This window comes from Amycolatopsis sp. N2S4-7 (assembly GCF_058119595.1).
Genome location: NZ_CP172299.1, coordinates 9,565,409 through 9,590,450 on the forward strand (window position 1 = coordinate 9,565,409; position 25,042 = coordinate 9,590,450).

Annotated in this window: 28 protein-coding genes; 12 read left to right on the top strand and 16 right to left on the bottom strand. The window is 70.4% G+C overall.

Annotated features, from left to right (window positions below; translation table 11 throughout):
• Positions 1 to 32 precede the first annotated feature (32 nt).
• On the top strand, positions 33 to 1,250 hold the full coding sequence (locus ACH54P_RS45160; RefSeq protein ID WP_489909439.1) for a PP2C family protein-serine/threonine phosphatase: 1,218 nt from the start codon (positions 33 to 35) through the stop codon (positions 1,248 to 1,250).
• A 4-nt stretch (positions 1,251 to 1,254) separates the two neighbouring features.
• Here ACH54P_RS45160 and ACH54P_RS45165 read toward each other — a convergent pair whose 3' ends face one another.
• Together ACH54P_RS45165 and ACH54P_RS45170 are read right to left on the bottom strand one after the other, a co-directional pair.
• Positions 1,255 to 1,542, bottom strand: a complete 288-nt coding sequence (locus ACH54P_RS45165; protein WP_489909440.1) for a hypothetical protein — start codon at positions 1,540 to 1,542, stop codon at positions 1,255 to 1,257.
• Positions 1,543 to 1,556: 14 nt separating this feature from the next.
• Positions 1,557 to 1,994, bottom strand: coding sequence for an Hsp20/alpha crystallin family protein (locus tag ACH54P_RS45170; protein WP_489909441.1), 438 nt, complete (start codon positions 1,992 to 1,994; stop codon positions 1,557 to 1,559).
• Positions 1,995 to 2,207: 213 nt separating this feature from the next.
• On the opposite strand from ACH54P_RS45170, the gene ACH54P_RS45175 reads away from it, so the two are divergent.
• On the top strand, positions 2,208 to 2,999 hold the full coding sequence (locus ACH54P_RS45175; RefSeq protein ID WP_489917007.1) for an SDR family oxidoreductase: 792 nt from the start codon (positions 2,208 to 2,210) through the stop codon (positions 2,997 to 2,999).
• Between the two features lie 37 nt (positions 3,000 to 3,036).
• Here ACH54P_RS45175 and ACH54P_RS45180 read toward each other — a convergent pair whose 3' ends face one another.
• The 3 genes from ACH54P_RS45180 to ACH54P_RS45190 all read right to left on the bottom strand — a co-directional run bounded on the left by ACH54P_RS45180 (position 3,037) and on the right by ACH54P_RS45190 (position 6,730).
• A complete protein-coding gene (locus ACH54P_RS45180; RefSeq protein WP_489909442.1) occupies positions 3,037 to 3,477 on the bottom strand; it encodes an SRPBCC family protein in 441 nt (146 codons plus the stop codon).
• A gap of 71 nt (positions 3,478 to 3,548) precedes the next feature.
• A complete protein-coding gene (gene glgX / locus ACH54P_RS45185) occupies positions 3,549 to 5,732 on the bottom strand; it encodes a glycogen debranching protein GlgX (protein WP_489909443.1) in 2,184 nt (727 codons plus the stop codon).
• Between the two features lie 134 nt (positions 5,733 to 5,866).
• Complete coding sequence (locus ACH54P_RS45190; RefSeq protein ID WP_489909444.1) at positions 5,867 to 6,730, bottom strand: manganese catalase; 864 nt, start codon at positions 6,728 to 6,730, stop codon at positions 5,867 to 5,869.
• Positions 6,731 to 7,208: 478 nt separating this feature from the next.
• Here ACH54P_RS45190 and ACH54P_RS45195 point away from each other — a divergent pair, with 478 nt between their 5' ends.
• Together ACH54P_RS45195 and ACH54P_RS45200 are read left to right on the top strand one after the other, a co-directional pair.
• Entirely contained in the window at positions 7,209 to 7,982 is a 774-nt protein-coding gene (locus tag ACH54P_RS45195) for a tyrosine-protein phosphatase (RefSeq protein ID WP_489909445.1), read from the top strand.
• Positions 7,983 to 8,080: 98 nt separating this feature from the next.
• Complete coding sequence (locus ACH54P_RS45200; protein WP_489909446.1) at positions 8,081 to 9,004, top strand: NADP-dependent oxidoreductase; 924 nt, start codon at positions 8,081 to 8,083, stop codon at positions 9,002 to 9,004.
• 38 nt (positions 9,005 to 9,042) lie between these two features.
• On the opposite strand, the gene ACH54P_RS45205 is transcribed toward ACH54P_RS45200, so the two are convergent.
• The 9 genes from ACH54P_RS45205 to ACH54P_RS45245 form a co-directional block, all read right to left on the bottom strand.
• Positions 9,043 to 9,585, bottom strand: coding sequence for a phosphotransferase (locus tag ACH54P_RS45205; RefSeq protein ID WP_489909447.1), 543 nt, complete (start codon positions 9,583 to 9,585; stop codon positions 9,043 to 9,045).
• 139 nt (positions 9,586 to 9,724) lie between these two features.
• The gene (locus ACH54P_RS45210; protein WP_489909448.1) at positions 9,725 to 10,117 is read right to left on the bottom strand and encodes a hypothetical protein; all 393 of its coding nucleotides are present in this window, start codon (positions 10,115 to 10,117) and stop codon (positions 9,725 to 9,727) included.
• Between the two features lie 73 nt (positions 10,118 to 10,190).
• Complete coding sequence (locus tag ACH54P_RS45215; RefSeq protein WP_489909449.1) at positions 10,191 to 10,481, bottom strand: DUF302 domain-containing protein; 291 nt, start codon at positions 10,479 to 10,481, stop codon at positions 10,191 to 10,193.
• A gap of 48 nt (positions 10,482 to 10,529) precedes the next feature.
• The gene (locus tag ACH54P_RS45220; protein ID WP_489909451.1) at positions 10,530 to 11,405 is read right to left on the bottom strand and encodes an alpha/beta fold hydrolase; all 876 of its coding nucleotides are present in this window, start codon (positions 11,403 to 11,405) and stop codon (positions 10,530 to 10,532) included.
• A gap of 87 nt (positions 11,406 to 11,492) precedes the next feature.
• Positions 11,493 to 11,720, bottom strand: coding sequence for a hypothetical protein (locus tag ACH54P_RS45225; RefSeq protein WP_489909452.1), 228 nt, complete (start codon positions 11,718 to 11,720; stop codon positions 11,493 to 11,495).
• Positions 11,693 to 12,082, bottom strand: a complete 390-nt coding sequence (locus ACH54P_RS45230; protein ID WP_489909454.1) for a TetR/AcrR family transcriptional regulator — start codon at positions 12,080 to 12,082, stop codon at positions 11,693 to 11,695. The genes ACH54P_RS45225 and ACH54P_RS45230 overlap by 28 nt, the downstream gene beginning before the upstream one ends.
• Positions 12,083 to 12,391: 309 nt before the next feature.
• Positions 12,392 to 13,726, bottom strand: a complete 1,335-nt coding sequence (locus tag ACH54P_RS45235) for an enolase C-terminal domain-like protein (RefSeq protein ID WP_489909455.1) — start codon at positions 13,724 to 13,726, stop codon at positions 12,392 to 12,394.
• Between the two features lie 23 nt (positions 13,727 to 13,749).
• Positions 13,750 to 15,087 (bottom strand): gluconate:H+ symporter, encoded by a 1,338-nt coding sequence (locus tag ACH54P_RS45240; protein WP_489909457.1) that lies wholly within the window; start codon positions 15,085 to 15,087, stop codon positions 13,750 to 13,752.
• A gap of 45 nt (positions 15,088 to 15,132) precedes the next feature.
• Positions 15,133 to 16,095, bottom strand: coding sequence for a 5-dehydro-4-deoxyglucarate dehydratase (locus ACH54P_RS45245; RefSeq protein ID WP_489909458.1), 963 nt, complete (start codon positions 16,093 to 16,095; stop codon positions 15,133 to 15,135).
• A 104-nt stretch (positions 16,096 to 16,199) separates the two neighbouring features.
• Between ACH54P_RS45245 and ACH54P_RS45250 the strand changes: the two genes are divergently transcribed.
• Complete coding sequence (locus ACH54P_RS45250) at positions 16,200 to 17,003, top strand: IclR family transcriptional regulator (RefSeq protein ID WP_489909459.1); 804 nt, start codon at positions 16,200 to 16,202, stop codon at positions 17,001 to 17,003.
• Here ACH54P_RS45250 and ACH54P_RS45255 read toward each other — a convergent pair.
• Positions 16,980 to 17,597: a P-loop nucleotide/nucleoside kinase family protein gene (locus tag ACH54P_RS45255; protein WP_489909460.1), complete on the bottom strand. Its 618-nt coding sequence runs from the start codon at positions 17,595 to 17,597 to the stop codon at positions 16,980 to 16,982. The two genes, ACH54P_RS45250 and ACH54P_RS45255, sit on opposite strands and share 24 nt — an antisense overlap.
• Entirely contained in the window at positions 17,584 to 18,225 is a 642-nt protein-coding gene (locus ACH54P_RS45260) for a bifunctional 4-hydroxy-2-oxoglutarate aldolase/2-dehydro-3-deoxy-phosphogluconate aldolase (RefSeq protein ID WP_489909461.1), read from the bottom strand. The genes ACH54P_RS45255 and ACH54P_RS45260 overlap by 14 nt, the downstream gene beginning before the upstream one ends.
• Positions 18,226 to 18,379: 154 nt before the next feature.
• Here ACH54P_RS45260 and ACH54P_RS45265 point away from each other — a divergent pair, with 154 nt between their 5' ends.
• The 7 genes from ACH54P_RS45265 to ACH54P_RS45295 are packed head-to-tail and all read left to right on the top strand — an operon-like array spanning position 18,380 to position 24,905.
• Positions 18,380 to 19,336, top strand: a complete 957-nt coding sequence (locus ACH54P_RS45265) for a Gfo/Idh/MocA family protein (RefSeq protein ID WP_489909462.1) — start codon at positions 18,380 to 18,382, stop codon at positions 19,334 to 19,336.
• On the top strand, positions 19,333 to 20,322 hold the full coding sequence (locus tag ACH54P_RS45270; protein WP_489917009.1) for a LacI family DNA-binding transcriptional regulator: 990 nt from the start codon (positions 19,333 to 19,335) through the stop codon (positions 20,320 to 20,322). Before ACH54P_RS45265 ends, ACH54P_RS45270 begins: the two co-directional genes overlap by 4 nt.
• Positions 20,319 to 20,858 carry a VOC family protein gene (locus ACH54P_RS45275; RefSeq protein WP_489909463.1) on the top strand — a complete coding sequence of 180 codons (540 nt, stop codon included), beginning with the start codon at positions 20,319 to 20,321 and terminating at the stop codon, positions 20,856 to 20,858. The genes ACH54P_RS45270 and ACH54P_RS45275 overlap by 4 nt, the downstream gene beginning before the upstream one ends.
• Positions 20,858 to 21,769 (top strand): sugar phosphate isomerase/epimerase family protein, encoded by a 912-nt coding sequence (locus ACH54P_RS45280; RefSeq protein ID WP_489909464.1) that lies wholly within the window; start codon positions 20,858 to 20,860, stop codon positions 21,767 to 21,769. The genes ACH54P_RS45275 and ACH54P_RS45280 overlap by 1 nt, the downstream gene beginning before the upstream one ends.
• On the top strand, positions 21,766 to 22,746 hold the full coding sequence (locus ACH54P_RS45285; RefSeq protein ID WP_489909465.1) for a Gfo/Idh/MocA family protein: 981 nt from the start codon (positions 21,766 to 21,768) through the stop codon (positions 22,744 to 22,746). Before ACH54P_RS45280 ends, ACH54P_RS45285 begins: the two co-directional genes overlap by 4 nt.
• 48 nt (positions 22,747 to 22,794) lie before the next feature.
• Complete coding sequence (locus ACH54P_RS45290) at positions 22,795 to 24,156, top strand: MFS transporter (RefSeq protein WP_489909466.1); 1,362 nt, start codon at positions 22,795 to 22,797, stop codon at positions 24,154 to 24,156.
• Positions 24,153 to 24,905: an SDR family NAD(P)-dependent oxidoreductase gene (locus ACH54P_RS45295; RefSeq protein WP_489909467.1), complete on the top strand. Its 753-nt coding sequence runs from the start codon at positions 24,153 to 24,155 to the stop codon at positions 24,903 to 24,905. Before ACH54P_RS45290 ends, ACH54P_RS45295 begins: the two co-directional genes overlap by 4 nt.
• Positions 24,906 to 25,042: the final 137 nt, after the last annotated feature.

Consider the following 25,042-nt stretch of genomic DNA (forward strand, 5'->3'; position numbering starts at 1 on the left):
CCGGCGCGCGGACCCGTGAGCAGGAGGCGGCGTTGGACAGATCCCTGGCGGTGGAGCGTCTCCTCCGTGACGTACCACCCCACGACCTGCCCGCGGCCCTGCGCTCGGCACTGGGCGAGCACTTCGGCGCCCAGGCGGTCGAACTGCTGATGGCCGACTACGCCCTCACCGAGCTGTGCCAGGTCGGCGCCGAGCCCTACACGGCGGAGCCGATCCCGGTCGAGGACACCACCCCGGGCGCGGCCTTCCTCGCGCAAGCGGCCACGTTCTCCCACGACGGCGACAGCGTCACCGGCTACCTGCCGGTCAGCGTCCGCGGCGACCGGCTCGGCGTCCTCGCCGTCACCCTGCCGCGGGAGCCGGAGCCGCCCGTCTGGGCGGAGCTCGAGCGGTTCGCCGAGGCGGTGGCCCACGAGCTGTTCGTCGCCGACCGCGACACCGACCTCTACATCCAGGCGCGGCGGTCGTCCCGGCTGACGCTGGCCGCGGAGATGCAGTGGCAGCTGCTGCCCGGCCGCGCCTGCACCCGCGCCGAGTTCGCGCTCGGCGGGCAGCTCGAACCCGCGTACGCCATCTACGGCGACTGCTTCGACTGGTCGGCGTCCGCGCGGAAGCTCGCCGTCACGCTGATCAACGGGATGGGAGAAGGCAGCGAAGCCGCCCTGCTGACCAACCTCGCGGTCAACGCCCTGCGCAACGCCCGGCGGGCCGGGATCCCCCTCGACGCCCAGGCCGAACTCGCCGACCAGGCGCTCTACGCGCACTACCGCGGCGCCGAGCACGTGGCCGCGCTGCTGCTGGAGTTCGACCTGGCCACCGGCTCGGTGGCCGTGGTCGACGCCGGGTCGCCGCGCCTGTGGCGGCTGCGGGACGGGAAGGCCGAGCGGGTCCTCTTCGACGAACAGCTGCCGCTGGGCACGTTCGACGGCACGATCTACACGGTCGAAGGCCTCCAGGCGGCCGACGGCGACCGGTTCGTCTTCGTCAGCGACGGCGTCTACAACGCCCTCGGCCCGCACGGCGAGCTCTACGGTGACCGCGAGCTCGCCGAGGCGGTCACCTCGACCGCCGACCTGCCGGCGGCGCACGTCCCGGGCGCGGTGCTGCGGGAGCTCAAGACGCGCCGGCACGGCAGCCAGGCCGAGGACGACGCGATGGTGGTCTGCCTCGACTGGTTCGGCCCGATCCCGCTGTCCGGCACGGGTGCCGGGCCGGCGGTGACGGTGCGCCGCGCCGACGCGTCGCGGTAGGGCGTCAGGCCGCCGCGGACCGCTGTTCGCGCGGTGCCGCCCGGCCCGCGGTGGTGACCGCGGCGAGCACGGCGTCCGCGTCGAGCGCCGGGTCCCACAGCGCGCAGCCGACGACGTGCGCGAGCTGCCGCCGCCGGTGCTGCGGGGTGTCGGTGAGCGCGACGTCGGTCGGGCGGCCGTTCTTGACGGCGTGGACCGCGCGGGTCACCAGGATCGCCTCCTGGCGGGTGGCGCCCAGTGCGGTGGCCGCGGCGAAGATCCGCTCCGCCGCGGCGCGCGCCTGGTCGTTCACGGCTTGCTTCTCCGTCAGGCCTGGATCTCCTTCCGCTCGGACTCGGCCCCGCTGATCTCGATGCGGCGCGGCTTGGCCTTTTCGGCGACGGGGATGCGCAGGGTCAGCACGCCGGCCTCGTAGTCGGCCGCGATGTGGTCGGTGTCGAGGCTGTCGCCGAGGAACAGCTGGCGGGAGAAGACGCCGAGGGGCCGTTCGGAGACCTGCATCTGGACGTCGCCGCCGCCGGGGAGCGGGCGCCGCTCGGCCTTGACCGTCAAGACGTTGCGCTCGATGTCGAGGTCGATGGCGTCGGGCGTGACGCCGGGCAGGTCGAAGCAGACGACGAACTCGTCGCCGGCGCGGTAGGCGTCCATGGGCATCGCGGCCGGCTTGGACCAGGTTCCGGGGGTGCCGAAGACCTGCTGGGTGAGGCGGTCCAGCTCACGGAACGGGTCGGTGCGCATCAACATCGGTTTCCTCCTCCTTCGTCTGGTTCGTGTCAACACGCACTCCTGTTTTAACACGTCATCCAAATGATGACAAGTATCAAGTCGTCCATCTGATGACATGTGTGATCCGGTGGCCCGGGGGTAACAGGGGGTTGGTGATCCACCCCCGTCTTCGAGGAGCCAGCCGTGTCCCAGCCCGCCCAGCAGCAGACCCCGCCCGGGACGACCGCCGCGATGACCCCGCGGCCCGACCACGGCGAACACACCTACCGCGGTTCCGGGAAGCTGACCGGCAAGGCGGCGCTGATCACCGGGGCGGACAGCGGCATCGGCCGCGCGGTGGCGATCGCGTACGCGCGGGAGGGCGCCGACGTGCTGATCTCCTACCTGGACGAACACGAGGACGCCGAGGAGACGCGGCGCTGGGTGGAAGAGGCCGGGCGCAAGGCCGTCGTCGTGCCCGGCGACGTCGCCGACCCGGCGCACTGCCGGGCCCTGGTCGCCCGCACGGTCGAAGAGTTCGGCCGGATCGACGTCCTCGTCAACAACGCCGCCTTCCAGATGAGCCACGAGACCCTCGACGAGATCCCGGACGAGGAGTGGGACCGGACGCTGGCCATCAACCTCAGCGCGTTCTTCCACCTCGCGAAGGCGGCCGTGCCGCACATGAAGCCGGGGGCGTCGATCATCGGCAGCTCGTCGGTGAACTCCGACAACCCGACGCCGCAGCTGCTGCCCTACGACGTGACGAAGGCGGGGATCGCCAACATGACGGCGGCGCTGGCCCAGATGCTGGGGCCGAAGGGCATCCGCGCCAACAGCGTCGCCCCGGGCCCGATCTGGACGCCGCTGATCCCGGCCACCATGCCCGAGGAGCAGGTGAAGTCCTTCGGGGAACAGGTCCCGCTGGGCCGGGCGGGACAGCCGGCCGAGCTCGCGCCGGTGTACGTGCTGCTGGCTTCCGACGACGGCAGTTACGTATCCGGGGCGCGCGTCGCGGTGACGGGCGGGGCGCCGATCCTCTGACCCCGGAAAGCCGCCGGGCCGGCGGCTTTCCGGACGGTCAGCGCGTTTCGATCAGCCGCTTGAACTCGGTGCAGGCGCGCTCGACCTTGCGCTGGGGGTTGGCCAGCAGGGCCGCCACGGCTTCGCCGGCCTTCCCGGCCGGCAGCGAGTATTCGAGGCTGACCTCCAGCTCGGTCCGCCCGTCGCCCTTGTCTTCGAAGCGGACGACGCCGGAGTTGGTGACGTCGGGATCGGAGTCCGCCACCGTGGCCCACGCGAGCTGGTGCGGCGGACGGTCGTCGGTGATCCGCGCCTCCCACTCGACGGTCGAACCGGCCGGGCCCGACACCTTCCAGCGCGTCCGCGAGCCGTCCCCGGTGATCGCCTCGACGGACTCGACGTCGGAGAAGATGTCCGGGAGCCGGGTCAGCGGCCGCCACCAGTCGTAGCAGGCCTGTGCCGGTGCCTGGACCTCGAGGTGGTGCGTCGCCTTGGCCATGGGTGCCTCCCGTTCGCCGGGCGTGGCCGGGTGGCCCGCCGTCGAGCGCGGGCTACCCGGCGTGCCCGGGGTTACGCCTCCGGCCCGGCCGTGCGCAGGAGCACGGCGAGGGAGCGGGCGGCGACCGTCAGCGTGCCGCCGCCCGCCACCGTGCGGGGAGTCGCGAGCTGGTCGCCGGTCACGCCGCCGACCAGGACGCCGCCGACGGACCGGGAGAACACCTCACCCGTCGCGGAGTCGAGCACGATCGCCCACTCTTCGCCGTAGTCATCGCCCGGGACGGTCATCGTGAGTTCGTCGTCGTGGGCGTTGAAGCAGAGCAGGAACGAGTCGTCCTGCACCCGCTCCCCGCGGGCGTCCAGGTCGGGAATGGCCGTGCCGTTGAGGAAGACCATGATGCTGCGGCCGAAGCCGGCCTCCCAGTCGTGGTCGGTCATCTCCTCGCCGGCGGGGGTGAACCACGCGATGTCCCGCAGTTCGTCGCCCCGGCGGATCGGCCGGCCGGCGAAGAACCGGCGGCGGCGGAAGACCGGGTGCCGCCGCCGCAGCGCGATGACCGCCGAGGTGAAGTCGAACAGGTCGCGGTGGTCCTCCAGCAGCGACCAGTCCACCCAGGACAGCTCGTTGTCCTGGCAGTAGGCGTTGTTGTTGCCCTGCTGGGTGCGGGCGAGCTCGTCGCCGTGCAGCAGCATCGGCACCCCCTGCGACAGCAGCAGCGTGGCGATCATGTTGCGGCGCTGGCGGGCCCGGAGGTCGAGGACCTTCTCGTCCTCGGTCGGGCCTTCCGCGCCGCAGTTCCACGACCGGTTGTCGTCGGCGCCGTCGCGGTTGTCCTCGCCGTTGGCCTCGTTGTGCTTCTCGTTGTACGACACCAGGTCGTTGAGCGTGAAGCCGTCGTGCGCGGTGACGAAGTTGATCGACGCGAACGGGCGGCGGCCATCGCTCTGGTAGAGGTCCGAGGAGCCGGTGATGCGGGAGGCGAACTCGCCCAGCGTCGCCGGTTCGCCGCGCCAGAAGTCGCGGACGGTGTCCCGGTAGCGGCCGTTCCACTCCGTCCACAGGGGAGGGAAGTTGCCGACCTGGTAGCCGCCGGGACCGACGTCCCACGGCTCGGCGATCAGCTTCACCTGGCTGACGATCGGGTCCTGCTGCACCAGGTCGAAGAACGTCGACAGGCGGTCGACGTCGTAGAACTCGCGGGCCAGCGTGGCGGCGAGGTCGAAGCGGAAGCCGTCGACGTGCATCTCGGTCACCCAGTACCGCAGCGAGTCCATGATGAGCTGCAGGGTGTGCGGGTCGCGCACGTTGAGCGAGTTGCCCGTGCCGGTGTAGTCCATGTAGTACTGCGGATCGTTCTCCACCAGCCGGTAGTAGGCCTGGTTGTCGATGCCGCGCATCGACAGCGTGGGCCCGAGGTGGTTGCCCTCGGCGGTGTGGTTGTAGACGACGTCGAGGATCACTTCGATCCCCGCCTCGTGCAGCGTCCGGACCATCGCCTTGAACTCGTGCACCTCGCTGCCCGGCGTCGCGGGCAGGATCGACGCGGCGTAGGCGTTGTGGGGCGCGAAGTAGGCGATGGTGTTGTAGCCCCAGTAGTCGGCGAGCCCGCGCTCGGTCAGGGCGTGTTCGTGCAGGAACTGGTGGACCGGCATCAGCTCGACGGCCGTGACCCCGAGCGTCTGGAGGTACTCGACCATCACCGGGTGGGCCAGCCCGGAGTAGGTGCCCCGCAGCTCTTCGGGGATGTCCGGGTGGAGCTTGGTGAGGCCGCGGACGTGGGCCTCGTAGAGGACGGTCTCGTTGTACGGCACGTTCGGCGGGCGGTCGTTGGCCCAGTCGAAGTACGGGTTGACGACAACCGCGCGGACGGTGTGCGCCGCGGAGTCGGCGTCGTTGCGCTCGCCGGGGCGGCCGAAGCGGTAGCCGAACACGGACTCGTCCCAGTCGACGCGGCCGGTGACGGCCTTGGCGTACGGGTCGAGCAGCAGCTTGGCGGGGTTGCACCGGAGTCCGCGGGCGGGGTCGTGCGGCCCGTGGATCCGGTAGCCGTACTCCTGGCCGGGGCCGATGCCGGTCAGGTAGCCGTGGTGGACGAAGCCGTCGACCTCCGGCAGCCGGATCCGGGTCTCGGTTCCGTCCGGGGCGAACAGGCAGAGGTCGACGCGTTCGGCGACCTCGGAGAACAGGGCGAAGTTGGTGCCGACGCCGTCGTAGTCGGCTCCGAGCGGGTAAGGGGAACCGGGCCAAGGCTGCACTGGGCCTCCACAGGTGCAAGGGGACTCCGGCCGGGATACCCAGCCGGAGCGCCTCGAACCCGTGGTGAGGCCGTCCTCACCCGGACGGCCGCCGGTGCCCGGGGCCGCCGCTGCGCGCGGCGGCCCCGGACCGGTCAGGTCAGCTTGTTCTTGACTTCCTTGGCCTTGCCTTTGGCGGTGCCTTTGGCGTCTTGCAGGGGTGCGTAGGTGCCGTAGAGGGCGGGGTCGGGTTTGGGGGCGGTGCCGGGGCCGCCGAGCGGCTGGGGGTCGGTGAGGTATTCGATGCCGTCGCGGGTGGTCCAGCCGCCTTTGGCGCCGTCGGGTCCGTCGGAGAGGTGCCAGATGGTGTTGTTGTGGGTCTGGTCTTCTTCGTCGAGCAGGGCGTTGGGGGCGATGTCGTCTTCGAGGCCGTCGGCTTTGAGTTCTTCGATGGCGGCGAGCCATTGTTTCTGGTGGACGGTGTCGCGGGCGAGGTTGAACTTGAGCATGGCTTTGACGCCGGGGTCGTCGGTCATGTTGTAGAGCCGGGCGGTTTGGAGGCGGCCTTGGGCTTCGGCGGCGGCGTTGGCGCGGAAGTCGGCGAGCAGGTTGCCGGAGGCGACGATGTATTTGCCGTTCCAGGGGTAGCCGTTGGAGTCGGCGGGCAGGGCGCCGCCGCCGGCGACGATGGCTTGCTGGGGGTCCATCCCGCCGATGACGGCGGCCATGACGGGGTCTTTGACGGCTTCGGCGGTCATGGTGGCGGGGGCGCCTTCCAGCAGGCGGGCGACCATGGTGGCGAGCATTTCGACGTGGCCGATTTCTTCGGTGGCGGTGTCCATGATGAGGTCTTTGTACTTGCCTTCGATGCGGCAGTTCCAGCCTTGGAAGAGGTACTGCATGGTGACGGTCATTTCGCCGTAGGCGCCGCCGATGAGTTCCTGGAGTTTGTGGGCGTAGACGGGGTCGGGCTTTTCGGGCTTGGCTTCGAACTGCAGCAGCTTCGTGTGACGGAACACGTGGTTTCCTCCGTCGTCCGGGGTCTGGGCTCCGCCGTCACCGGCGGTCGTGGGAAAGACGTTCCCGGTTAGCGGACGGTTAACCGCGCCCGGCGATCCTGCTCGCCTGCCGCCCCATCACGGGGCGCTGACCTGGCCTTTTGTGTTCCGCGCCGGTCAGTCGCGGTTGAGGGCGTCGGTCAGCCCCGCGACCATCGCCGTGGTCAGCAGCCAGCCGCAGCCGGTCAGGCTCCAGGACCACACCCCGCGCCGGGGGACGCTGCCGTGGCATGTCCGGCGCGCTCCCGGAAGCGAGCGATCCGCAGGTGCGTGCGATCGCAGCCGCTGTGTTGGAAGCGCTGGTGTCCGCAGGAGCGGCTGTCGGCAGCCTCGACGAGACGAGAGGTGCCTTCCATCCCTGGGAGACTGATGGGGCAGTCGAGTCGGTGATGTCGGCTCGGCGGACTCTCAACCTCCTTGAGAACGGAGCAGCCGACCGATGAAGACGAGCAGAGCAGTGACCTGGGAAGGCTTCTTCAACACCAGGGACCTCGGTGGACTCCCCACCAAGTCCGGTGGCACGACCAGCTTCGGCGCCTTCTTCAGAGCCGCGGACCTGCGTTTCGTCACTGAGACAGGCTGGGCCCAAGCGCGCGAGTCCGGCGTCCGCACGGTCATCGACCTCCGCAACGCGGACGAAATCCGGCCTGCTGAAACGCCGTCGACGGCACAGGCGGGTTCGGCGCAATTCGCCGCCACCCCGGAAGGACCCACCACGCCGGCTGCCATCGACCGGCTCGAAGTCCCGCTCGACGACATCGACGACATCGAGTTCTGGCGGCACGTCAACGGTGAACGGCTCAACGGCACCCCGCTCTACTATCCCGTCTTCCTCGAACGGAAGGCCGCCCGCTGCGCTGCTGTCATCAAGGCGATCGCCCACGCCGATCCCGGCGGGGTCTTGTTCCACTGCGGCGTCGGACGAGACCGGACCGGGCTGGTCTCGCTTCTGCTGCTCGCGCTGGCCGACGTCGAACCCCAGGCGATCGCCGCGGACTACGCTATGTCCGCCGAAGCCTTGAAGGCCCTGTTCGCCGCTATGGGAACCGCCGACCATGAACCGTTCATCCAGGCTGTCCTCGCCAACAAGGGCACCACGATCGAAGAGGCCGTCATGGCGACCCTCGACGGCTTCGATGTCGAGCAGTACCTGCTCAGCGCCGGGGTTACCAGCAGCGAACTCCGCAACGTTCGCACCAGGCTGACGGTGTGACCCGCGCCTCAGCCGGTTGCCCCTGACACCGGTGTCAGGGGTCAGGATGGCCGCAGAGCCCGGAACGACCGGGCCGGTCACCCGGAAAGGCGCGGAAAATGGGACAGGCATGGGGTTTCGGCAGGCACGGCGGGCCGGAAGTGCAGGAGTTCTTCGAGCGTCCCGATCCCGTTCCCGGTCGCGGTGAGGTGCTGATCCGGGTCGACGTCGCCGGGGTGAACCCCCTCGACCACCTCCTGCGCGCGGGTCTGGTCCCCGGGCTCGACGGCGGGCGGCCGTTCCCGCGGGTGCTGGGCATGGAAGCGGCGGGAACCGTTCTCGCCCTGGGGGAGGAGGTCGACGGGCTCGAGGTGGGGGATGCGGTCTTCGGCTTCGCGCTCACCGGCGGTGGCACCTACGCGGAGACGACGGTGCTGGCCGCGCTGAACACCGCGCGCATCCCGGCGGGCCTGTCCGCCACCGTGGCGGCGACGCTGCCGGTGGCCGGGACGACCGCGGTGGACGCGCTCGACCAGCTCGGCCTGCCGGCCGGCGCCACGATCCTGGTGAACGGCGTCGGCGGTGGGGTCGGCCTCGCGGTCGCCCGGCTGGCCGCGGCGCGCGAACTGCACGTGGTCGGCACGGGCAGCGCCGCCAAACGTGAGCTGGCCGAAGCTGTCGGGGTGCGATTCGTCGATTACACCACGGAGGACGTCGTCGCCGCGGCCGGTGAACTGGCTCCCGACGGCTTCGACGGGATCGTCGACCTGGTCGGCGGCCTCTCGCTGCGGACGGTCGCCCCGCTGGCGCGGGACCCCCGCAATGTCATCGCCGTGGGCGATCAGTCCGTGCCCGAAATCGGCGGCCGTTTCGTCGAGCGTCGCCTCGACCGCGAGAACCTGGAGCGCGCCGCCCGGCTGGCGCTCGACGGAGTCCTCGCGCCCCCGATCACGGCGGTCCACCCGTTGTCCGACGCCCCGGCCGCCCTCGCCACCGTCGAGAACGGTCACACCGCGGGCAAGGTCGTCATCAAGGTGACCTGAGAAGCAGTGGTGTCGACCCTGACCCAAGAACGTGCCGTCTACTCGAGCAAGTGCCTGTTTTCCTCGCTCCAGGCGAGCCGGCTCGCCCACTGCTCAAGCTGGCCGTCGGCGACCCAGCCGACCTGAGGCTGATATCCCGCGTCGGCCAGCCTTCGGGCCTGTTCGATCACGGTCCGCTGGACGTCGATCACGGTGTCGACCAGTCCCGAGGTGGACGTCAGGCCGTAGGCGGCGGCGAACAACTCCAAACGGTGGCGCCGATCGGGAGGATGGGGATGACGCAGCCACTGAAGGCATTCGGCATCATCGCGGAAGGGAGCGACGTACTCCAGCGCGTAGCAGACGTCGTGGAGTCGCGGTGCGGGCCGGGCGTAGTCCCAATCAAGGATGCCGGCCGGCTGATCGCCCTGCCAGACGATGTTCCACGGACCGAAGTCACCATGGCAGATCACCTCGCTGCCACCCAGCCCGACCTCGCCGTTGAACCACCTGGCACCCTGCGGCGGTCGAAAGCCGGCCACGGCATCGTGATAGTCCCGCAGCAACCGGGCGAACCTGGTCAGACCGGCGTCGTCGACCACCTTGGCCCAGCCCTGCGGGCCGGACTCGCCCTCCAAATAGCTGAGAACCTCGCGGCCTTCCTCATCCAGGCCCAGCGGACGGTATCGCCGATCCGCGCCACACGCCGATGTGGTTGATCCTGCAGCACCTCGTCTCCGGTCACGCACGAACCTTACGGAGAACCGCCGTGACCCTCACAACCATTTCGCCATGGCGTACGCTGCCGATCATGACCGGCGTGAATGCGGGTTGCGGATGAGATACGTCGTCGCTGCGTCCACGGAACGGCTGGTCGAGGCGTGCCGGGAAGCCTTGGTGGGAGTCTCGGGTATCCACTTCCGAGTCGGCTCGGTGCCTGAAGCCGGGGCAGACTGTGACGCTGCGGTCCTGAGCTTCCCGCTTGCCCATGAGCGTTATGGAGGAGAGCCGCGCCTGGGCGTTGCTCAGGTTGTCTTGAATGAGCGAGGAGACGGTGCGCCGCCCATCATTCTGGCGGCCCCGCCTGTGCCGGTTACGGCTGCCGCAAATGGAGTGAGCGATGTCGAGGAGCACGTCGTTCGTGTTCTCGTCTCAGCCCTGGACGTGTTCAGGAGGGCGTTTCCGGATGATGAGGATTCGAGGATCCTCATCCATCTGGAGGCGGCTGGAATCGATCGCCGTGACATGAAGCCGACCCTCGACGGGCTTCTGAAGTTCCTGTCCGGGCACGGTCGTTCTGCCGCCGGCTTGCCGTCCAGTTCCGCGCCGACCGCGGCGATCTCCGGGTCGCCGAAGCTCGAAAGCGGCCCCTCGGCTGGTCGACGGCGAGCCACACCTGGTCGTCGTGGTCCTCGTAGATGGTGACGCGAAGCGGTGCGTACAGCACGATGCCGGAGTCGTGGCGGTACCTGCGCTCGGCGACGGTGTGGTTGCCCATCAGATTTGAGACGGCGCACCTGGTGCGTGACGGCGCGGGTCTCGCCGGTCATCGTTCCCCCGCGTTCACCAGGGCGGCCAGTACCTCGGGCCGTTCCAGCGCGATGAAGTGACCCGCTCCCGGCACCTGCGTGAATTCGGCGTCGGGCAGCAGGTCCTTGTTGGCCTGCCGGTCCGACTGCCGGGACCAGTCCTTCTCGCCGTAGACCAGGTGGATGGGGGCCTTGATTTCGGGGTAGCGCGAGCGGGCCGCGATCAGGCCGGGCAGGTTCTGGTAGACGCCCCGGGCCACGGTGGGGTAGCCGGGGCGGCTGCCCACTTGGAGGAGCTCGTCGACGTAGTCCGGGAGCAGGGCGCTCTTGTCGCCCAGGCCACCCTGCAGGATCCTGCGGAGCGCGGCCTTGGGCTCGACCCCCGCGACCACGGTTCCTATGCCCGGCGCGAGGACTCCGGCGAGCACCACCCGGGCAAGGAGGCTGGACCGGGCGATGCCGCCGGGGAAGTCGTAGGTGTTCACCGCGATGACGCGCCGGACCCGGTCCGGCAGGTCCGCCGCGGTGGTCAGGGCGAGCACGGCGCCCATGGACTCGCCGAGCAGCGTGACGTCGTCGAGGTCGAGTTCGGTGAGGAGCCTTTCCACCCCCGCCCGCATCGCCGGTTCTTCGTAGGAAGCGCCGGGCACGATCTCGGAGTAGCCCATCCCCGGGAGGTCGAGGGCGTAGACGGTGTACTGGTCCGAGACCAGGGGCATGAGCTTGCGGAAGTGCTCGGCCTGCGTGCACACGGTGTGCAGCAGCACCAGGGGTGCGCCGGTGCCCGCTTTGAGGTAGCGCAGCGTCCCCTCCCGATGTCCCTCCCGTGCGGCGAGGGTGTGGCTGGTGGTCCCGGGAACGTCGATCGTGGGACGTACCGTCTGGTCGGGCATTGCGCCTGCTCCTGGTGGGTGACACCGCGGGAAACCGATCGGTTTCCGTGAGTGTGAACCGATCGGTTTCCAAGAGCGAGTCGACGCTCACCCGGCCGGTCGCCGGGGTCGGCGCATGCCGCCCGCGTCGAGCAGGGTGGCCGCGGTGGGCGCGACGAGCCCTTTCAGGTTCTCGGCTCCGATCCCCGCCCGGGCGCTGGCGCCGTCGAAGACGAGGATGAGCTGCCGGGCCAGCAGGTCCGGGTCCTTCGCCCCGCCCCGTTCGGCTTCGGCGCGGAAGAAGGTCGTCAGGTTTCGCTTGATCCGGCGAGCCACCTGGCTCGCGGGGTGGCGCTGGTCCTTGAGTTCGATCTGCGCGGACAGGTAGCGGCAGCCCCGGAACCCTGGCGCGCCGGCTTGCAGTTCCAGCTGTTCGAAGACGTGCAGGATCCGCTCGCGGGGTGAACGGCTGTCATCCGCCGGGGGAGCAGGCCGGCCACGTAGGCGCCTGCGCCTTCCTTCAGGCTCGCCGCCAGCAGTTCGTCCTTGCTTTCGAACAACTGGTACAGGGACTTCTTCGACACACCCGCCGCCTTGCAGAGCGCGTCGACTCCGATGCCGACACCGTCCCGGTAGGTGAGTGTGGCCGCGGCTGCCAGCAGCCGTTCCCGGGAACTCGGCTTCGCTTCGGTGGTCATCCTGCGAGGCTAGCCTGGCTCGGGCGAATTGAAAACCGATCGGTTTACCTGGCTTCGGCTGTCGTGCCCAGGTCGAGGTAGAGAACTCCGCTACGGTCCGGGCAGGCGTGCCGGTGATGCGCTCGACGTGTTCGGTGAGGCGGTCGTACCGGTTTTCGCGGTGCAGCTTGGCCATGGTGGCGATCTGCTGTCCGGTGTGCGCCGGCAGGCCCGCCTTCGCGTGCGTCCGGTGCCGCGTTCGTCGAGCCGGCGCCGGGCGCGCGGCGAGGGGTCGCGGCACCGCTGCTCATCCGGCTTTGAGGACAGGCCCTAGCGCACCAGGCAGGGACGGTTGCTGTCGAATTCCCAGCCGGGAACGAGGTAGCGCATGGCGATGGTGTCGTCGCGAGCGCCCAATGCCTTCTCTTGGTGGAGCTCATGGGCCGCGAGCAGCCGGTCCCGGTCGAGCTGGATGCCCAGGCCGGGGGAGCCGGGAACGGCGATCTCGCCGCCGGCGATGCGGGGAGGGGCGGTGGTGAGCCGTTCGCGGCCTTCCTGCCAGATCCAGTGCGTGTCCAGGGCGTTGTACTCACCCGGCGCCGCGGCGCCGCAGTGGGTGACCATCGCGAGCGAGATGTCGAAGTGGTTGTTCGAGTGGCACCCCCAGGTCAGGCCCATCGAATGACACAGCTGGGCCACGCGCACCGAGCCCTGCATGGTCCAGAAGTGCGGGTCGGCCAGGGGAATGGAGATCGACTGCAGGGCGAGGGCGTGGGTCAGCTGCCGCCAGTCGGTGGCGATCATGTTGGTCGCGGTGGGCAGGCCGGTCGCGCGCCGGAACTCGGCGAGGATCTCGCGTCCGGAATAGCCGCCCTCGGCGCCGCAAGGGTCTTCGGCGTAGGCGAGGGTGCCCACCAGGGGCCGGCACAGCTCGATCGCCTCCCGCAGGGACCAGGCGCCGTTCGGATCGAGGGTGATCCGGGCGTCGGGGAAGCGCTCCTTGAGCGCCAGCACGGCCTTGACCTCTTCGGTGCCTTCCAGGACGCCGCCTTTGAGCTTGAAGTCGCGGAAGCCGTACCGGTCGTAGGCCGCTTCGGCCTGACGGACGATCGCGTCGGGCGTCAGGGCTTCCTCGTGCCGGATGCGGTACCAGTCCACGGCCGCGCCGGGTTCGCCGACGTAGTCGAGGTCCGTGCGGGCGGAGTCGCCGACGTAGAAGAGATAACCGAGGACGCGGACGGAGTCGCGTTGCTGCCCGTCCCCGAGCAGTGCCGCGACCGGCACGTCGAGGTGCTGACCCAGCAGGTCCAGCAGCGCCGCTTCGACAGCGGTCACCGCGTGCACGGTGGTGCGCAGGTCGAAGGTCTGGGCGCCCCGGCCGCCGGTGTCGCGGTCGGCGAACCGGTCGCCGATCTCGCGCAGGACGCGTTTGTAGTCACCCACTTTCGCGCCGACGACGAGCGATTCGGCGTCACGGAGCGTCCGGGTGATTTTCTCACCGCCCGGTACCTCTCCCAGGCCCGTACGTCCCTCGGAATCCTCGAGAACGACGACGTTGCGGGTGAAGTAGGGGCCGTGGGCGCCGGAGAGGTTCAGCTCCATGCAGTCCCGGCCGGCGACCGGGTAGACGGAGAAGGCGGTGACGATCGGCTGCTTGACGCTCATGGATGTCTTTCTGTGACGGGGAATCAGATGTTGAGGGCGTTCAGGATGCCTTCGACGGCGAGCACGCCGCCAAGGCCGAGGACGGCGAGGACCGTGGTGTAGCTGGTCCGGACCTTGATCGCTTCGACGACCGAGAGGTTGAAGTACTCCTTGAACAGCCAGAACCCCGGGTCGTTGACGTGGGAGAAGGCGATCGAGCCGCAGGAGACGGCCAGCACCATCATCTCCGGGTGGATCCCGCTGCCCGCCACCAGCGGCAGCACCACGCCGGACGCGGTGACGACGGCGACCGTGGCCGAGCCGAGTGCCACGCGCAGGATGACCGCGATGAGCCACGCGAGGATGAGCGGCGAAATAGGCCAGCTGTGCGTGACGTCCTTGATGTAGTCGGAAATCCCGCCTTCGACGAGGACGTTCTTGAAGGCGCCGCCGGCTCCGATGACCAGCAGGATCATGGCCATCGCCTTGGCCGCCGACGCGCACGAGCCGCCGACCTCTTCGAGACTCCGGCCGATGCGCGGGCCGAACACCCAGATTGCCAGGAGCAGGGTGAGCAGCAGGGCGATCGGGGCCGAGCCGATGAAGGCGATCAGGTGCAGGAAGTGGCTGTCGCCGGGCACGGCCAGCTCGGTCACCGCGGCGCCGGCGATCAGCACCACGGGGAACAGCGCCACGCCCAGGGACCAGCCGAGGCCGGGCATTTCCTCGTCGGTGAACTCGCGTTCGCCGACCAGGCCCGTGGGGACGGCAGGATCCATCCGCTTGACGAACGGAAGGCGCGGCCACACCAGGGCGATGAGTGCCCCGGCCGGGATGGCGATGAACAGGCCGTAGAACAGGGTCAGCCCGACCGAGGCGTGGAAGGTCGCGGCGACGGCGGTCGGCCCGGGGTGGGGCGGCAGGAAGCTGTGCATGGTCGACAGGGCGATGGACATCGGCAGCCCGACCCACAGCAGTTTCGCGCCGGTGACGCGGACGAGGGTGAACGCGATGGGCACGATGATGACGAAGGCGACCTCGTAGAACATCGTCACCCCGATCAGCATGGACGTGACGACCATGGCGACCTGGACCCATCGCGGGCCGAAGGCGTCGAGGAGCTTTCCGGCGATCCGCTGGGCGGCGCCGGAGTCGCCCATCACCCGGCCGACCATGGCGCCGAGGCCGATGGTGAGCATCGTGTCGCCGATCTGGCCGCCGATGCCCTCGGAGAGGACGTCGGGGATCTTGACCAGCGGGATCCCCTGGACGATGGCGACCGCCACGGCGACGAGCAGCAGCGCGGCGAAGCCGTTCAGCTTGAGCTTGGTCATCAGCAGGAGCAGGATCAGCACGCTGATCCCGACCACGATGAGCGGCATGGCAGTTCCCCTTTGAACTGTGGGTCGAGCTGAGGGCGGGTTTGTTCAGGCGAGCCGGCGTGCGGCGCCGACGAGGTCCAAGCCGGTGTCGAGCACTTTCGCCAGGTCGGCGAGGTCACCAGGGCCGGGGTCGGTGAGCGGAGCGCGGACCGGGCCGACGGGCAGGCCGCGCAGCCGGGCGGCCGCCTTGACCAGTGAGACGGCGTAGCCGGGCACTCGATCGCGCAGTTCCACCAGGGGCACGTAGAACTCCCGCAGCAGCCGGTCGACGGCGTCGTCGTCGCGTGCGGTCAGCGCGGTGAAGAAGGCGTGCGCGATTTCCGGCGCGAAGGCGTGCACGGCCGAGGAATAGGCCGCGACGCCGACGGTCGCATAGGCGCGGGCCTGGATTTCGGCGGTGGCCGCGCCGTTGAAGAACAGGAAGCCCTCCGGTGCGGCGAGGGTGAGGCGCTGGAGCCGGTCGAGGTCGCTGCGCCCGTCCTTGAGACCGATGACGGTCGGGATTTCCGCGATCCGGCGCAGGCCGGCGGCGGTGAAGGAGACCTGGTCGCGCTGGTAGGCGATCAGCGGCAGGCGGGTGCCGTCGGCGACCCGGCGCAGCTGCTCCACCAGCCCGTCCTCCGGCGCGGTGACCAGGTAGTGGGGAAGCACCAGCAGGGCATCCGCCCCGGCCTCCTCGGCGATCCGGGCGAACCGCCGCGCTTGGGCCCAGCCGTAGCCGACGCCCGCGACCACCGGCATCCGGCCGTCGGCCACTTCGACCGCACTCGTGACGACGGTGCGGTACTCGTCCTCGTCCAGCGCACCGAACTCGCCCGTCCCGCAGGCCGGGAACACGGCCCCCGGCCCGGCGGCGAGCTGCGTGGCCAGGTACGTCCGGTACGCGTCCGGGTCCAGGTCGCCGTTGTCCCGGAAACTGGTGAGAGGAAAGGAAAGGACTCCGCCGGCCATGCCGTCGCGCAGCCGCTCGGCCACAGCTTCGGGTGCGTGTGCGGCGTTCGAGTACATGAACACATCCTTGTATGCAAACGTCATCTACGTATGCAGATGGAGGGTAGGCTGGTGAACGCTTGGGGTCAATGGCCGCTCCCAGCCCGATTTACGATGAGGGCATGTCGGAGGGTGAAGAAGGCCAGACCAGGGGAGTGCGTGGCGTGAAGTCGGCGGCCCGGACCGTCGCGCTGCTGGAGCTGCTGGCCGCGCGAGGCGATCGTCCGGCCCGCCTGGACGAGCTCGCCGCCGAGCTGGGCGTGCCGCGCAGCAGCATGTACCAGCTGCTGCAGACCCTCGTCGACTGCCGCTGGGTGCGCACGGACGTCACCGGCTCCCTCTACGGGATCGGGATCCGGGCGCTGCTCACGGGCACGAGCTACCTCGACACCGACCGGCGCGTGCGCGTGATCCGCCCGTACCTCGACGAGGCCTCGGACGCACTCGGCGAGACGATCCACCTGGCCCGGTTCGACAGCCCGAACGTCGTCTACCTCGCGACCCGCGAATCCCACGAATACGTGCGCACGATAAGCCGCGTCGGCCGCCGGGTCCCGGCCCACGCCGGCGCCCTCGGCAAGGCTCTGCTCGCCGAACGCCTCGACGCCGAACTCCCGCTCCCGGCCGAACCGTTCGCCGCGCTGACCGAGCACACCCACACCGACCGCGCGTCGCTGCTGGCCGACCTGGAGCAGGTGCGTGAGCGCGGATACTCGATCGAACACGAGGAAACGGTGCCGGGGATAGCGGGCTTCGGGTTCGCGTTGCGCTACGACAGCCCCGCGATCGACGCGATCAGCTGCTCGGTTCCGCTGGCCAGGCTCACCGTGGACCACGAATCCCGCATCGTGGCGGTCATGCGGGAGGTTCAGACGAAGATCGAGACACTTCTGGCGCCCGCTTCAGGCGCCCCCGACTGGCGTTGACCGTTCCGGCGCGACGCCGGCGGCCGATGCCGCAACGTGGTCGAGGTCCGGTTCGCCTTCGTTGTCGACGACGATGCGGTGGACGCCGGACCAGGTGCAGTGCTGGGTTCCCAGTTGCTGCCAGAACGCGGGCCAGCCGGCCAGTTTGGCGTGGTCGCGGGGCAGGGCTCGCCGGGTCAGTCGCGTGTGGACGGTCTGGGCGGAGGCCCGTACTTCGACCACGACGACGGGTGTGCCGGTGGGCCAGGAGGCTCGTTGGGCGGACGTGGTCAGGAAGTCCGGGTCGCCGAGGTAGGCCGCGAACGGTGCGTCGAGCACGACGGGGAGGCCGAGCCGGAGGTTGTCCGCCGCGGTGGCGAACAGGGCGGCGTATTCGGCGGGCATGAGCCGGCGGAGGTAGGCCGGGTCGTCTTCACGGCCTCCGGTTCGGTGGCCGGCCAGTGCGAGTGCCGCGTCGACGAGTTCGCCGGCCAGGGAGTCCTTGTCGAGGTAGACGGCGCGGATCCGCTGAGCCAGTTTCCTGGCGACGTAGGACTTTCCCGAGCCCGCGGGGCCGATCGCGACGAAGACCGGGGGCGGGTCAGCCGCGGGCACCGGCCACCGCCTCGAGAAAGGTCCGGGCCGCCGCGCGCACCGGGTAGCGCTCGGTGGTTGCCCGTTGTGCCGCCTTGGTGACGAAGCTGCCGACGCCGACCGCCGCCACGCCGGCGTCGAACCAGTCGCCCACGTTGGCGGGGGAGACGCCACCGGCCGGGACGAGGGGGATGTGGGCGAGCGGTTCGAGGACCGCGCGGGCGTAGTCGCGGTTGAGCACCGAGGACGGGAACAGCTTGACGAGGTCGGCTCCCGCGGCGGCCGCTCGGACGATCTCGGTGGGTGTTGCCGCTCCGCAGATGCTGACGACCTGGTAGCGGCCGGCGGTTTCGAGCATGCCGAGGTCGAAGTGGGGGCTGACCAGGAAGCGCGCGCCGGCCTGGATGCTCGCGTAGGCGGACGCGGCGTCGAGCACGCTGCCGGCGCCGATCTCGGCGTCGGGGAACTCCGAGCTCAATCGGCGGATGACGTCGAGGGCGCCCGGCGTCGTGAGCGTCACCTCGACCGCGCCGATCCCTCCCGCGATGGCCTCGCACGCCACGTCGTACGACGCCTCGGCGGTGGGCAGGCGCACGATCAGCACGGTGCCGGTGTCGTGCACGGTCGTCAGGGTGCGCAGCTTGCGCATCGAGTCACCTCACGGGTCGGAGGGGGCGAGTGTTGACAGAGCTTAGGTCTCTCTGCTGCGATACTGCAACCGATCTCAGCAACCGATCTCATAAGCCCGGAGGTGCGCGGTGAGACGTCCGCGAACAGCAGTCCTTGGCGCGCGGCACTGGCATGTGCCGCTGTACCTGGACGCCTGGGCGGACACGCACGACGTCGTGCTGGTCCAGGACGACGAGCCCGACCAGGTCACCGACATCGCCCGTCGCCTCGGCGCGCCGGTCTGCGGTGACGTGGCGGCGGCGCCGGCGGCCGGGCCGTGGGATCTCGCCTACGTTTTCGGGCCGCACGATCGGATGGCCGAGGTCTGCCTGGACCTGGTCGAGCGCGGTGTCCCGTTCGTGGTCGAGAAGCCGGGCGGTCTGGGGCCGGAAGAGCTGGAGCGGGTCCGCGACGCGGCCGCGTCGGCGGGGGTCGCCGCGACCGTCCCCCTCGTCCAGCGCGGCGGCCCCGTGGACCGGGCGCTTTCCCTGGCCGGCGCGCCGAAGTACCACCGCGCGAGTTTCGTCGCCGGTCCGCCGGAGCGCTATCTCGACGCGGGCTGTCCCTGGATGCTCGAGCCCGCCCGCTCCGGCGGGGGATGCCTGGTCAACCTGGGACCGCACTTCGTGGACCTCTTCCTGCAGCGCAGCGAAGCCCGGCAAGCCGGCCTCGTGGCGGCTCACCTGTCGGCGAGCCTGCACGGCGGGGACGTCGAAGACCACGCCACCCTGGTGCTGGCGGGCGACGACGGCAGCGAGGCGATCATCGAGGTGGGCTACGCCTTCCCGGCGAGTCCGGCCAAGCGCTATTGCTCCTACACCAGCGTCGGCAGTGAGGGATACGTCGAGGTCGGCACTTCCGGGCAGGTCTCCTTCACACGGGCCTCGGACGGCTCCACCGGCTCGCGCGTCATCGACGTCGACAGCGACCCGCTGTACGACGTGTTCGTCCGGCGCGTCTCGCAGACCTGGATGGACGGTTTCGCGGGGCTGCCGACGTTGAGCGAGCTCGGCGAAACAATGAACGTGATCTGGGCTGCCTACGAGCAGTCCTCCATTGCGGTTTCAGGAGGTCAGCCTTGGCTGAGGTGAGCATCGACGACGTCGCGGCCCGGGCGGGGGTCCATCGCTCGACGGTTTCCCGCGCGTTCTCCCGCCCGGAAGCGGTGAACGCGAAGACGCGCCAGCACGTCCTGGAGGTGGCCGAGAGCCTCGGTTACCGGATGAGCCCGCTGGCGCAGGCCCTGCGCCGCAAGACGAGCACCCTCGTCCCGCTGATCGTCCCGGACATCACCAATCCCTTCTACGGCGAGCTGGCGAAGACCATGGCGTCGGCCGCGGCCGAGCGGGGTTACCAGCTGGTCTTGTGCGTGTCCGGCGGCGAAGTCGCCCAGACGAACGCGTATCTGACCGCCCTGGAAGGGATGTACGCGCCGTTCGGGATCGTCGCGCCGTCGACCAGCGTGGATCTCGAGGAGCTGCAGAGCGTCGGGCTCGGCAGCCGAGTCGTCGTCGTCGACCGCGTCGAGCAGGCGAGTGTGCCGACGGTGACGGTGGACAGCGCGGCGGGCATCGCCCTCGCGGTCGACCACCTGCGCGGTCTGGGGCACCGGCGCATCGCCTACGTCTCCGGGATCTCCGGGACGTACACGTCCAGGGACCGGCTGGCTGCCTACGAAGCCCTGGCCGCCGAGCTGGAGATGCCGGCGATGTTCCTGGACCCGGGTACCGGGCCCGGAGCGGGTGAGCGTGCCGCCGAGCGCTTCGCGGACATGTCGCGCGGGCAGCGTCCGACCGCGGTGATCGCGGCCAACGACATGGTCGCGTTCGCGTTCATCTCCGCCCTCGGCGCCCGCGGAGTGTCGGTTCCGGCCGAGGTTTCCGTGATGGGTTTCGACGGTCTGGAGCTGGGTTCGCGGTTCAACCCGCGGCTGACCACCGTGCGCCAGCCCATCGCCGACATGGGTGCGATCGCCATCGACCTGGCCGAAAAGCTCCTCAAGGACGGGGAGGCGCGGCATGTCGTTCTCGCGCCGGATCTGCTGGTCCGCGCGTCGACCGCGGAGCCGCCGCGATGAGCGCGGCCGCCGGATTCCGGTACGTCGACCACGTCGCCTTCACGGTGCCCGAACTCGGCGAAGCGGTCACCTTCTTCGTCGAAGCCTTGGGCGCCGAGGAGCTGTACCGCTCGACGCGAGGCCCTGACGCCGGTTTCATGCCCGAGCACTTCGAGGTTCCGGCCGACGCCCGGCTGGAACTGGCCATGCTGCGCATGCCGCCCAACCTCAACGTCGAGCTGTTCCAGTGGTGGAGCGCGGACCAGCGGCGGGACTATCCCCGGCACTGCGATTTCGGCGGCCACCACCTGTCCTTCGCCGTGGAGGACGTCGACGCGGCCGTCGAGCACCTTCGGTCGCACGGCGCCCGCGTCCTGGGCGGGACCAAGGAAGTCGGGCCGGACAGCCCCCGCGTCGCCGGGAACCGGTGGACCTACGTGCGGGCGCCTTGGGGCTTGCTGCTGGAGCTGGTCGACCGGTCCCGCGTCCGGAACCCGCCTCCGTTGGCCGGACCCGCCGACTGGGCCGCACCCGCTCGAACCGGAAAGGATCTGTAATGCGCATCGCCGGTCACACCCTCGGCACCCCGGAGCAGACGGTTCCTGAGGCGCTCGAGCTTTTCGCCGCCGCGGGTCTCGACGGAGCAGAAGTCATCTACCAGAACGATTACCGCAGCGGGCTGGCGATCGGGGACGCCGCCGCCGCGGCGCGAGCGGCCCGCGCCGCGGACGGTCTCGGCGTGCCGGTGGTAGGGCTGGCTCCCTACACCACGGGCCTCAACCACCCGGACCCGGCGCAGCGGCGGGCCGCGCTCGACGAGCTGCGCGCGGCGGTGGACTGCGCTCACCGCCTCGGCGCGACCCGGATCCGGGTGTACGCCGGTTCCTGGGGACCGGAGCGGAGCGACCACGCCGGGCACTGGGAGCGGCTGCGCTCGGGGCTGGCCGAGCTGGCTCCCCGGGCCGCCGCCGCCGGAGTGCGGCTGTGCGTGGAGAACCACTTCGGAACCATGACCCAGTCGGCCGAGGAGACCGCCCGGCTGGTGCGCGAGGTGGGCTCGCCCGCCGTGCGCGTCCTCTACGACCAGGCGAACCTCACCTTCACCCACGACGAGGCGTGGCCGGAGGCGCTGCGGGAGCAGGGCGACCTGCTCGGGCACGTCCACGTGAAGGACCTCGTCTTCACCGATCCGGACGCGCCCTTCGTCGCCTCCGAGACGGCTCGGGTGAAGGCGGAGGAGCGCGCCGTCCGCTCCCGCGTCGTGGGCGAGGGAATCCTGCCGTGGACGGACATCCTGCGAGCGGTCCGGCAGCACGGCTACGACGACGTCCTCAGTCTCGAGTACGAGTACCGCTGGCACCCGCAGGACCTCCCGCCGCCGGCGGAGGGGTTCGCCCGGTCCGCCCGCGCGCTGCGGTCCTTCCTCGCCGAGGCGGAAGGCCTCGCGCCCGCCGGGGAGCATCGATGAACCGGCCCCTGCGCGTCGGCGTCATCGGGGCCGGGAACATCGCGCACATCGCGCAGCTGCCCACCCTGGCCGCGCGGGACGACGTCGTGCTCGACGTCCTGGTGTCGCGGCGCGAGGACCCGTCCGACCTGGTCCGGCGGTGGGGGTTCGGTGCGGCCGTGCCGACCGTCGAGCAGGCGCTCGAGCGCGAGCTGGACGCGATGTTCGTGCTGACCCCCAGGTCGGAGCACGTCGCCGGGGTGAGCCGGGCGTTGGCGGCGGATGTGGATGTCTTCTGCGAGAAACCGCTCGCGACCGACACCCGCGACGCCGAACACCTCGCCGACCTCGCCGACGAACGCGGCCGGGTGCTGATGGTGGGGTTCAACCGCCGGTTCGCGCCGACCTACGTCGCCGCCCGCGAGCAGTTCGGCGACGCGGGTGCCGCGTTCTGCGTGGCGCAGAAGAACCGCCGCGGCAGCGAGTACCGCGCGACCTTCGAGAACGCCATCCACATGGTCGACCTGCTGCGCTGGTTCTGCCCGGGCGAACCGGTCGACGTCTCCGCCCACGCCGCCGGCGACGACCCCTGGCAGGAGGACGGCGTGTCCGCCCTGGTGCGATTCGCCGGCGGCGGCACCGGCGTCCTGACGGCCGCGCGGAACGCGGGTTCGTGGGCCGAGAAGCTCGACGCCCACGGCGCGGAGCGCTCGGCCGAGGTGGTGGCACCGGACACGGTGACCCTGACCCGGGACGGCGTGAGCACCGTGCGCTCGATGAGCCCCGAGGCGTTCGGCTGGGCCACCGCGACGAACACCTTCGGGTTCGCCGCGGCCGTGCACCACTTCCTCGACCGGGTGCGCGATCGTGGCGCACCGCTGACATCGGGGCGTGAAGCCGCGCGCACCCAGGCGCTGCTCGACCGGATCCTGCAGGCGGCCGGGCTCCCCGTGCGGGAGCAAGAGGGCCGCACGTGGTCCAGCCACGCGACGCGCTGACCGCCGATCCGACGTAGATCCATCCCTTCTCCCAGCAAGGAGCGCTCAATGGCGACCGCACGAAGGAAGACCCCGCCGGGACCCCTCGGGATCGACGTCCCCCCGCGTCGCAGGAGGACCAACGTCCTGGCCGGCACCATCGGCCACTTCGTCGAGTGGTACGACTGGTACATCTACGGCATCCTGGCCGGCGTCTTCGCGAGCCAGATCTTTCCGGCGGGCACCGCGTTCACGCCGCTGGTGAGTGCCCTGGTCACCTACGCGATCGGGTTCGTGGTGCGGCCGTTGAGCGGCCTGGTCATCTCCCCGCTGGCCGACCGCTACGGCCGGCGCGTCGTCCTGGCCACCACCATCGGCGGCATGGCCGCGGGCAGCCTGCTCATCGCCATCACGCCGCCGTTCTCCGTCATCGGCTACGCGGCACCACTGCTGTTCGTGCTCGCTCGCGTGCTGCAGGGCATCTCGGCCGGCAGCGAAATGCAGAGCGCCATCGCCTACCTGGTCGAGAACGGCTCGACCAACCGGCGTGGGCTGTTCGGCTCCCTGACGAACACCGCCAGCGGGCTGGCGACGCTGGCCGCCACCGGGGTCGCGGCGATCATCACCTCGACCCTGGACAGCCACGACCTGGCGGCGTGGGGCTGGCGCATCCCGTTCGCGATCGGCGGCGTCCTCGGCGTGATCGGCTTGCTGCTGCGGTCGCGCGCCGACGAATCCCCCGAGTTCGAGGCGATCGATTCTTCCGCGGTCCGGCAGCCGGCCCGGTCGCGGCTGCGGGACCTGCTGCGCAACCACCCGAAGGCATTGCTGCAGACCGCGGCCCTCTCGGCCCCGGCCGTCGCCTACTACACCTGGGCCACGTTCCTGCCCACCTATGCGCACGTGACCACCGGGCGTGACCTGAGCTCCACGCTGACCGGGAACGTCATCGGGCTGTGCCTGCTGGTGATCATCGTGCCGCTGTGCGGCGCCCTGTCCGACCGGATCGGCCGGCGCAAGCCCTTCCCGATCATCGGCGCCATCGGCATGGTCGTGCTCTTCTACCCGCTGCTGATGTTGTTGCGGCAGCCCGGATTCGGCGTGTACGTGGTGGTGACCGCGTCCGGCTGGGTGGTCCTGGCGATCTGGCAGGCGGTCTACCCGACCATCCAGGCCGACCTGTTCCCGGCCGCTGTTCGCGTGTCCGGCATCGGCGTGGCGCACCAGCTCGTGATCGCCGTCTTCGGCGGGACGGCCCCGCTCGTCGCCAGCGCTTTCCTCGACGCCGGGCAGCCGATGGGTGTCGCGGTGTACATGACGATCGTCGTCGCGGTCTGCCTCGTCGTGTACCTGACCCTGCCCGAGACCGGCAGGCCCAGGACACCGGCCACCGCCGCTTCCCGCTCGACGGCGACGGAGGACGCCCGATGACCGGCCCGTCCCGCGTCGCACTGGTCACCGGGTCCAGCGGAGGCATCGGCGCCGCCACCGCCCAACGACTGCACGCATCGGGCGCGGTGGTCATCGGCTGCGACCGCACCGCACCCGACAGCCGACCGCCGTGGCTCGCGGACTTCCGCGAACTCGACGTCACCGACGAACAGGCCGTGCGGGCCACCGTCACCGGAATCCGGACGGAGTTCGGGGCGATCGACGTCCTCGTGCACGCCGCCGGAATTCTCGGCGCCGTGCCCGACCTGCTCACGACGCCGACCGACGAGTTCGCCCGGGTGCTGGCGATCAACACCACGGGAGCCTTCTCCGTGCTGCGCGAGGTCGGGTTGGTCATGCAGGCCCAGCGCTCCGGCTCCATCGTCGCGGTGGCCTCGGTCGCCGCGAAAGAGGCCCGGCGCGCGTACGTGCCCTACAACGCCAGCAAGGCGGCCGTGCTGAACCTGTGCTGGTCACTGGCTTTGGTGTTGGGCCCGGACAACGTGTCGGTCAATTGTGTGTGTCCCGGTCCGGTCAACACCGCCATGTGGGACGAGCTGGCCACGCGCGCCGGGGAGGGCGACCGGCGCGCCCGCGAAGCCCGGGCCGCGCAGATCCCCATGGGCCGGTTCGCCGAACCGGAGGAAGTCGCCGCGACCATCGCCTTCCTCACCGACCCGGCAAACCGCTACCTGACCGGCGTGAGCCTCGACGTCGCCGGCGGCGCCCGGCTGGGAATGGGCAGCTGACGAACCATCCCGCACCGCGGCGGCAATCGTCCCCCTTCGGTCATGAAGGACGTGAAGTTCCCCAAGGATTCCACGCCTGGGCGGCGACCGAGGCGTCCCGGTGGTTCAAGATCGTTTCGACGCCGAGGAGGAACGTC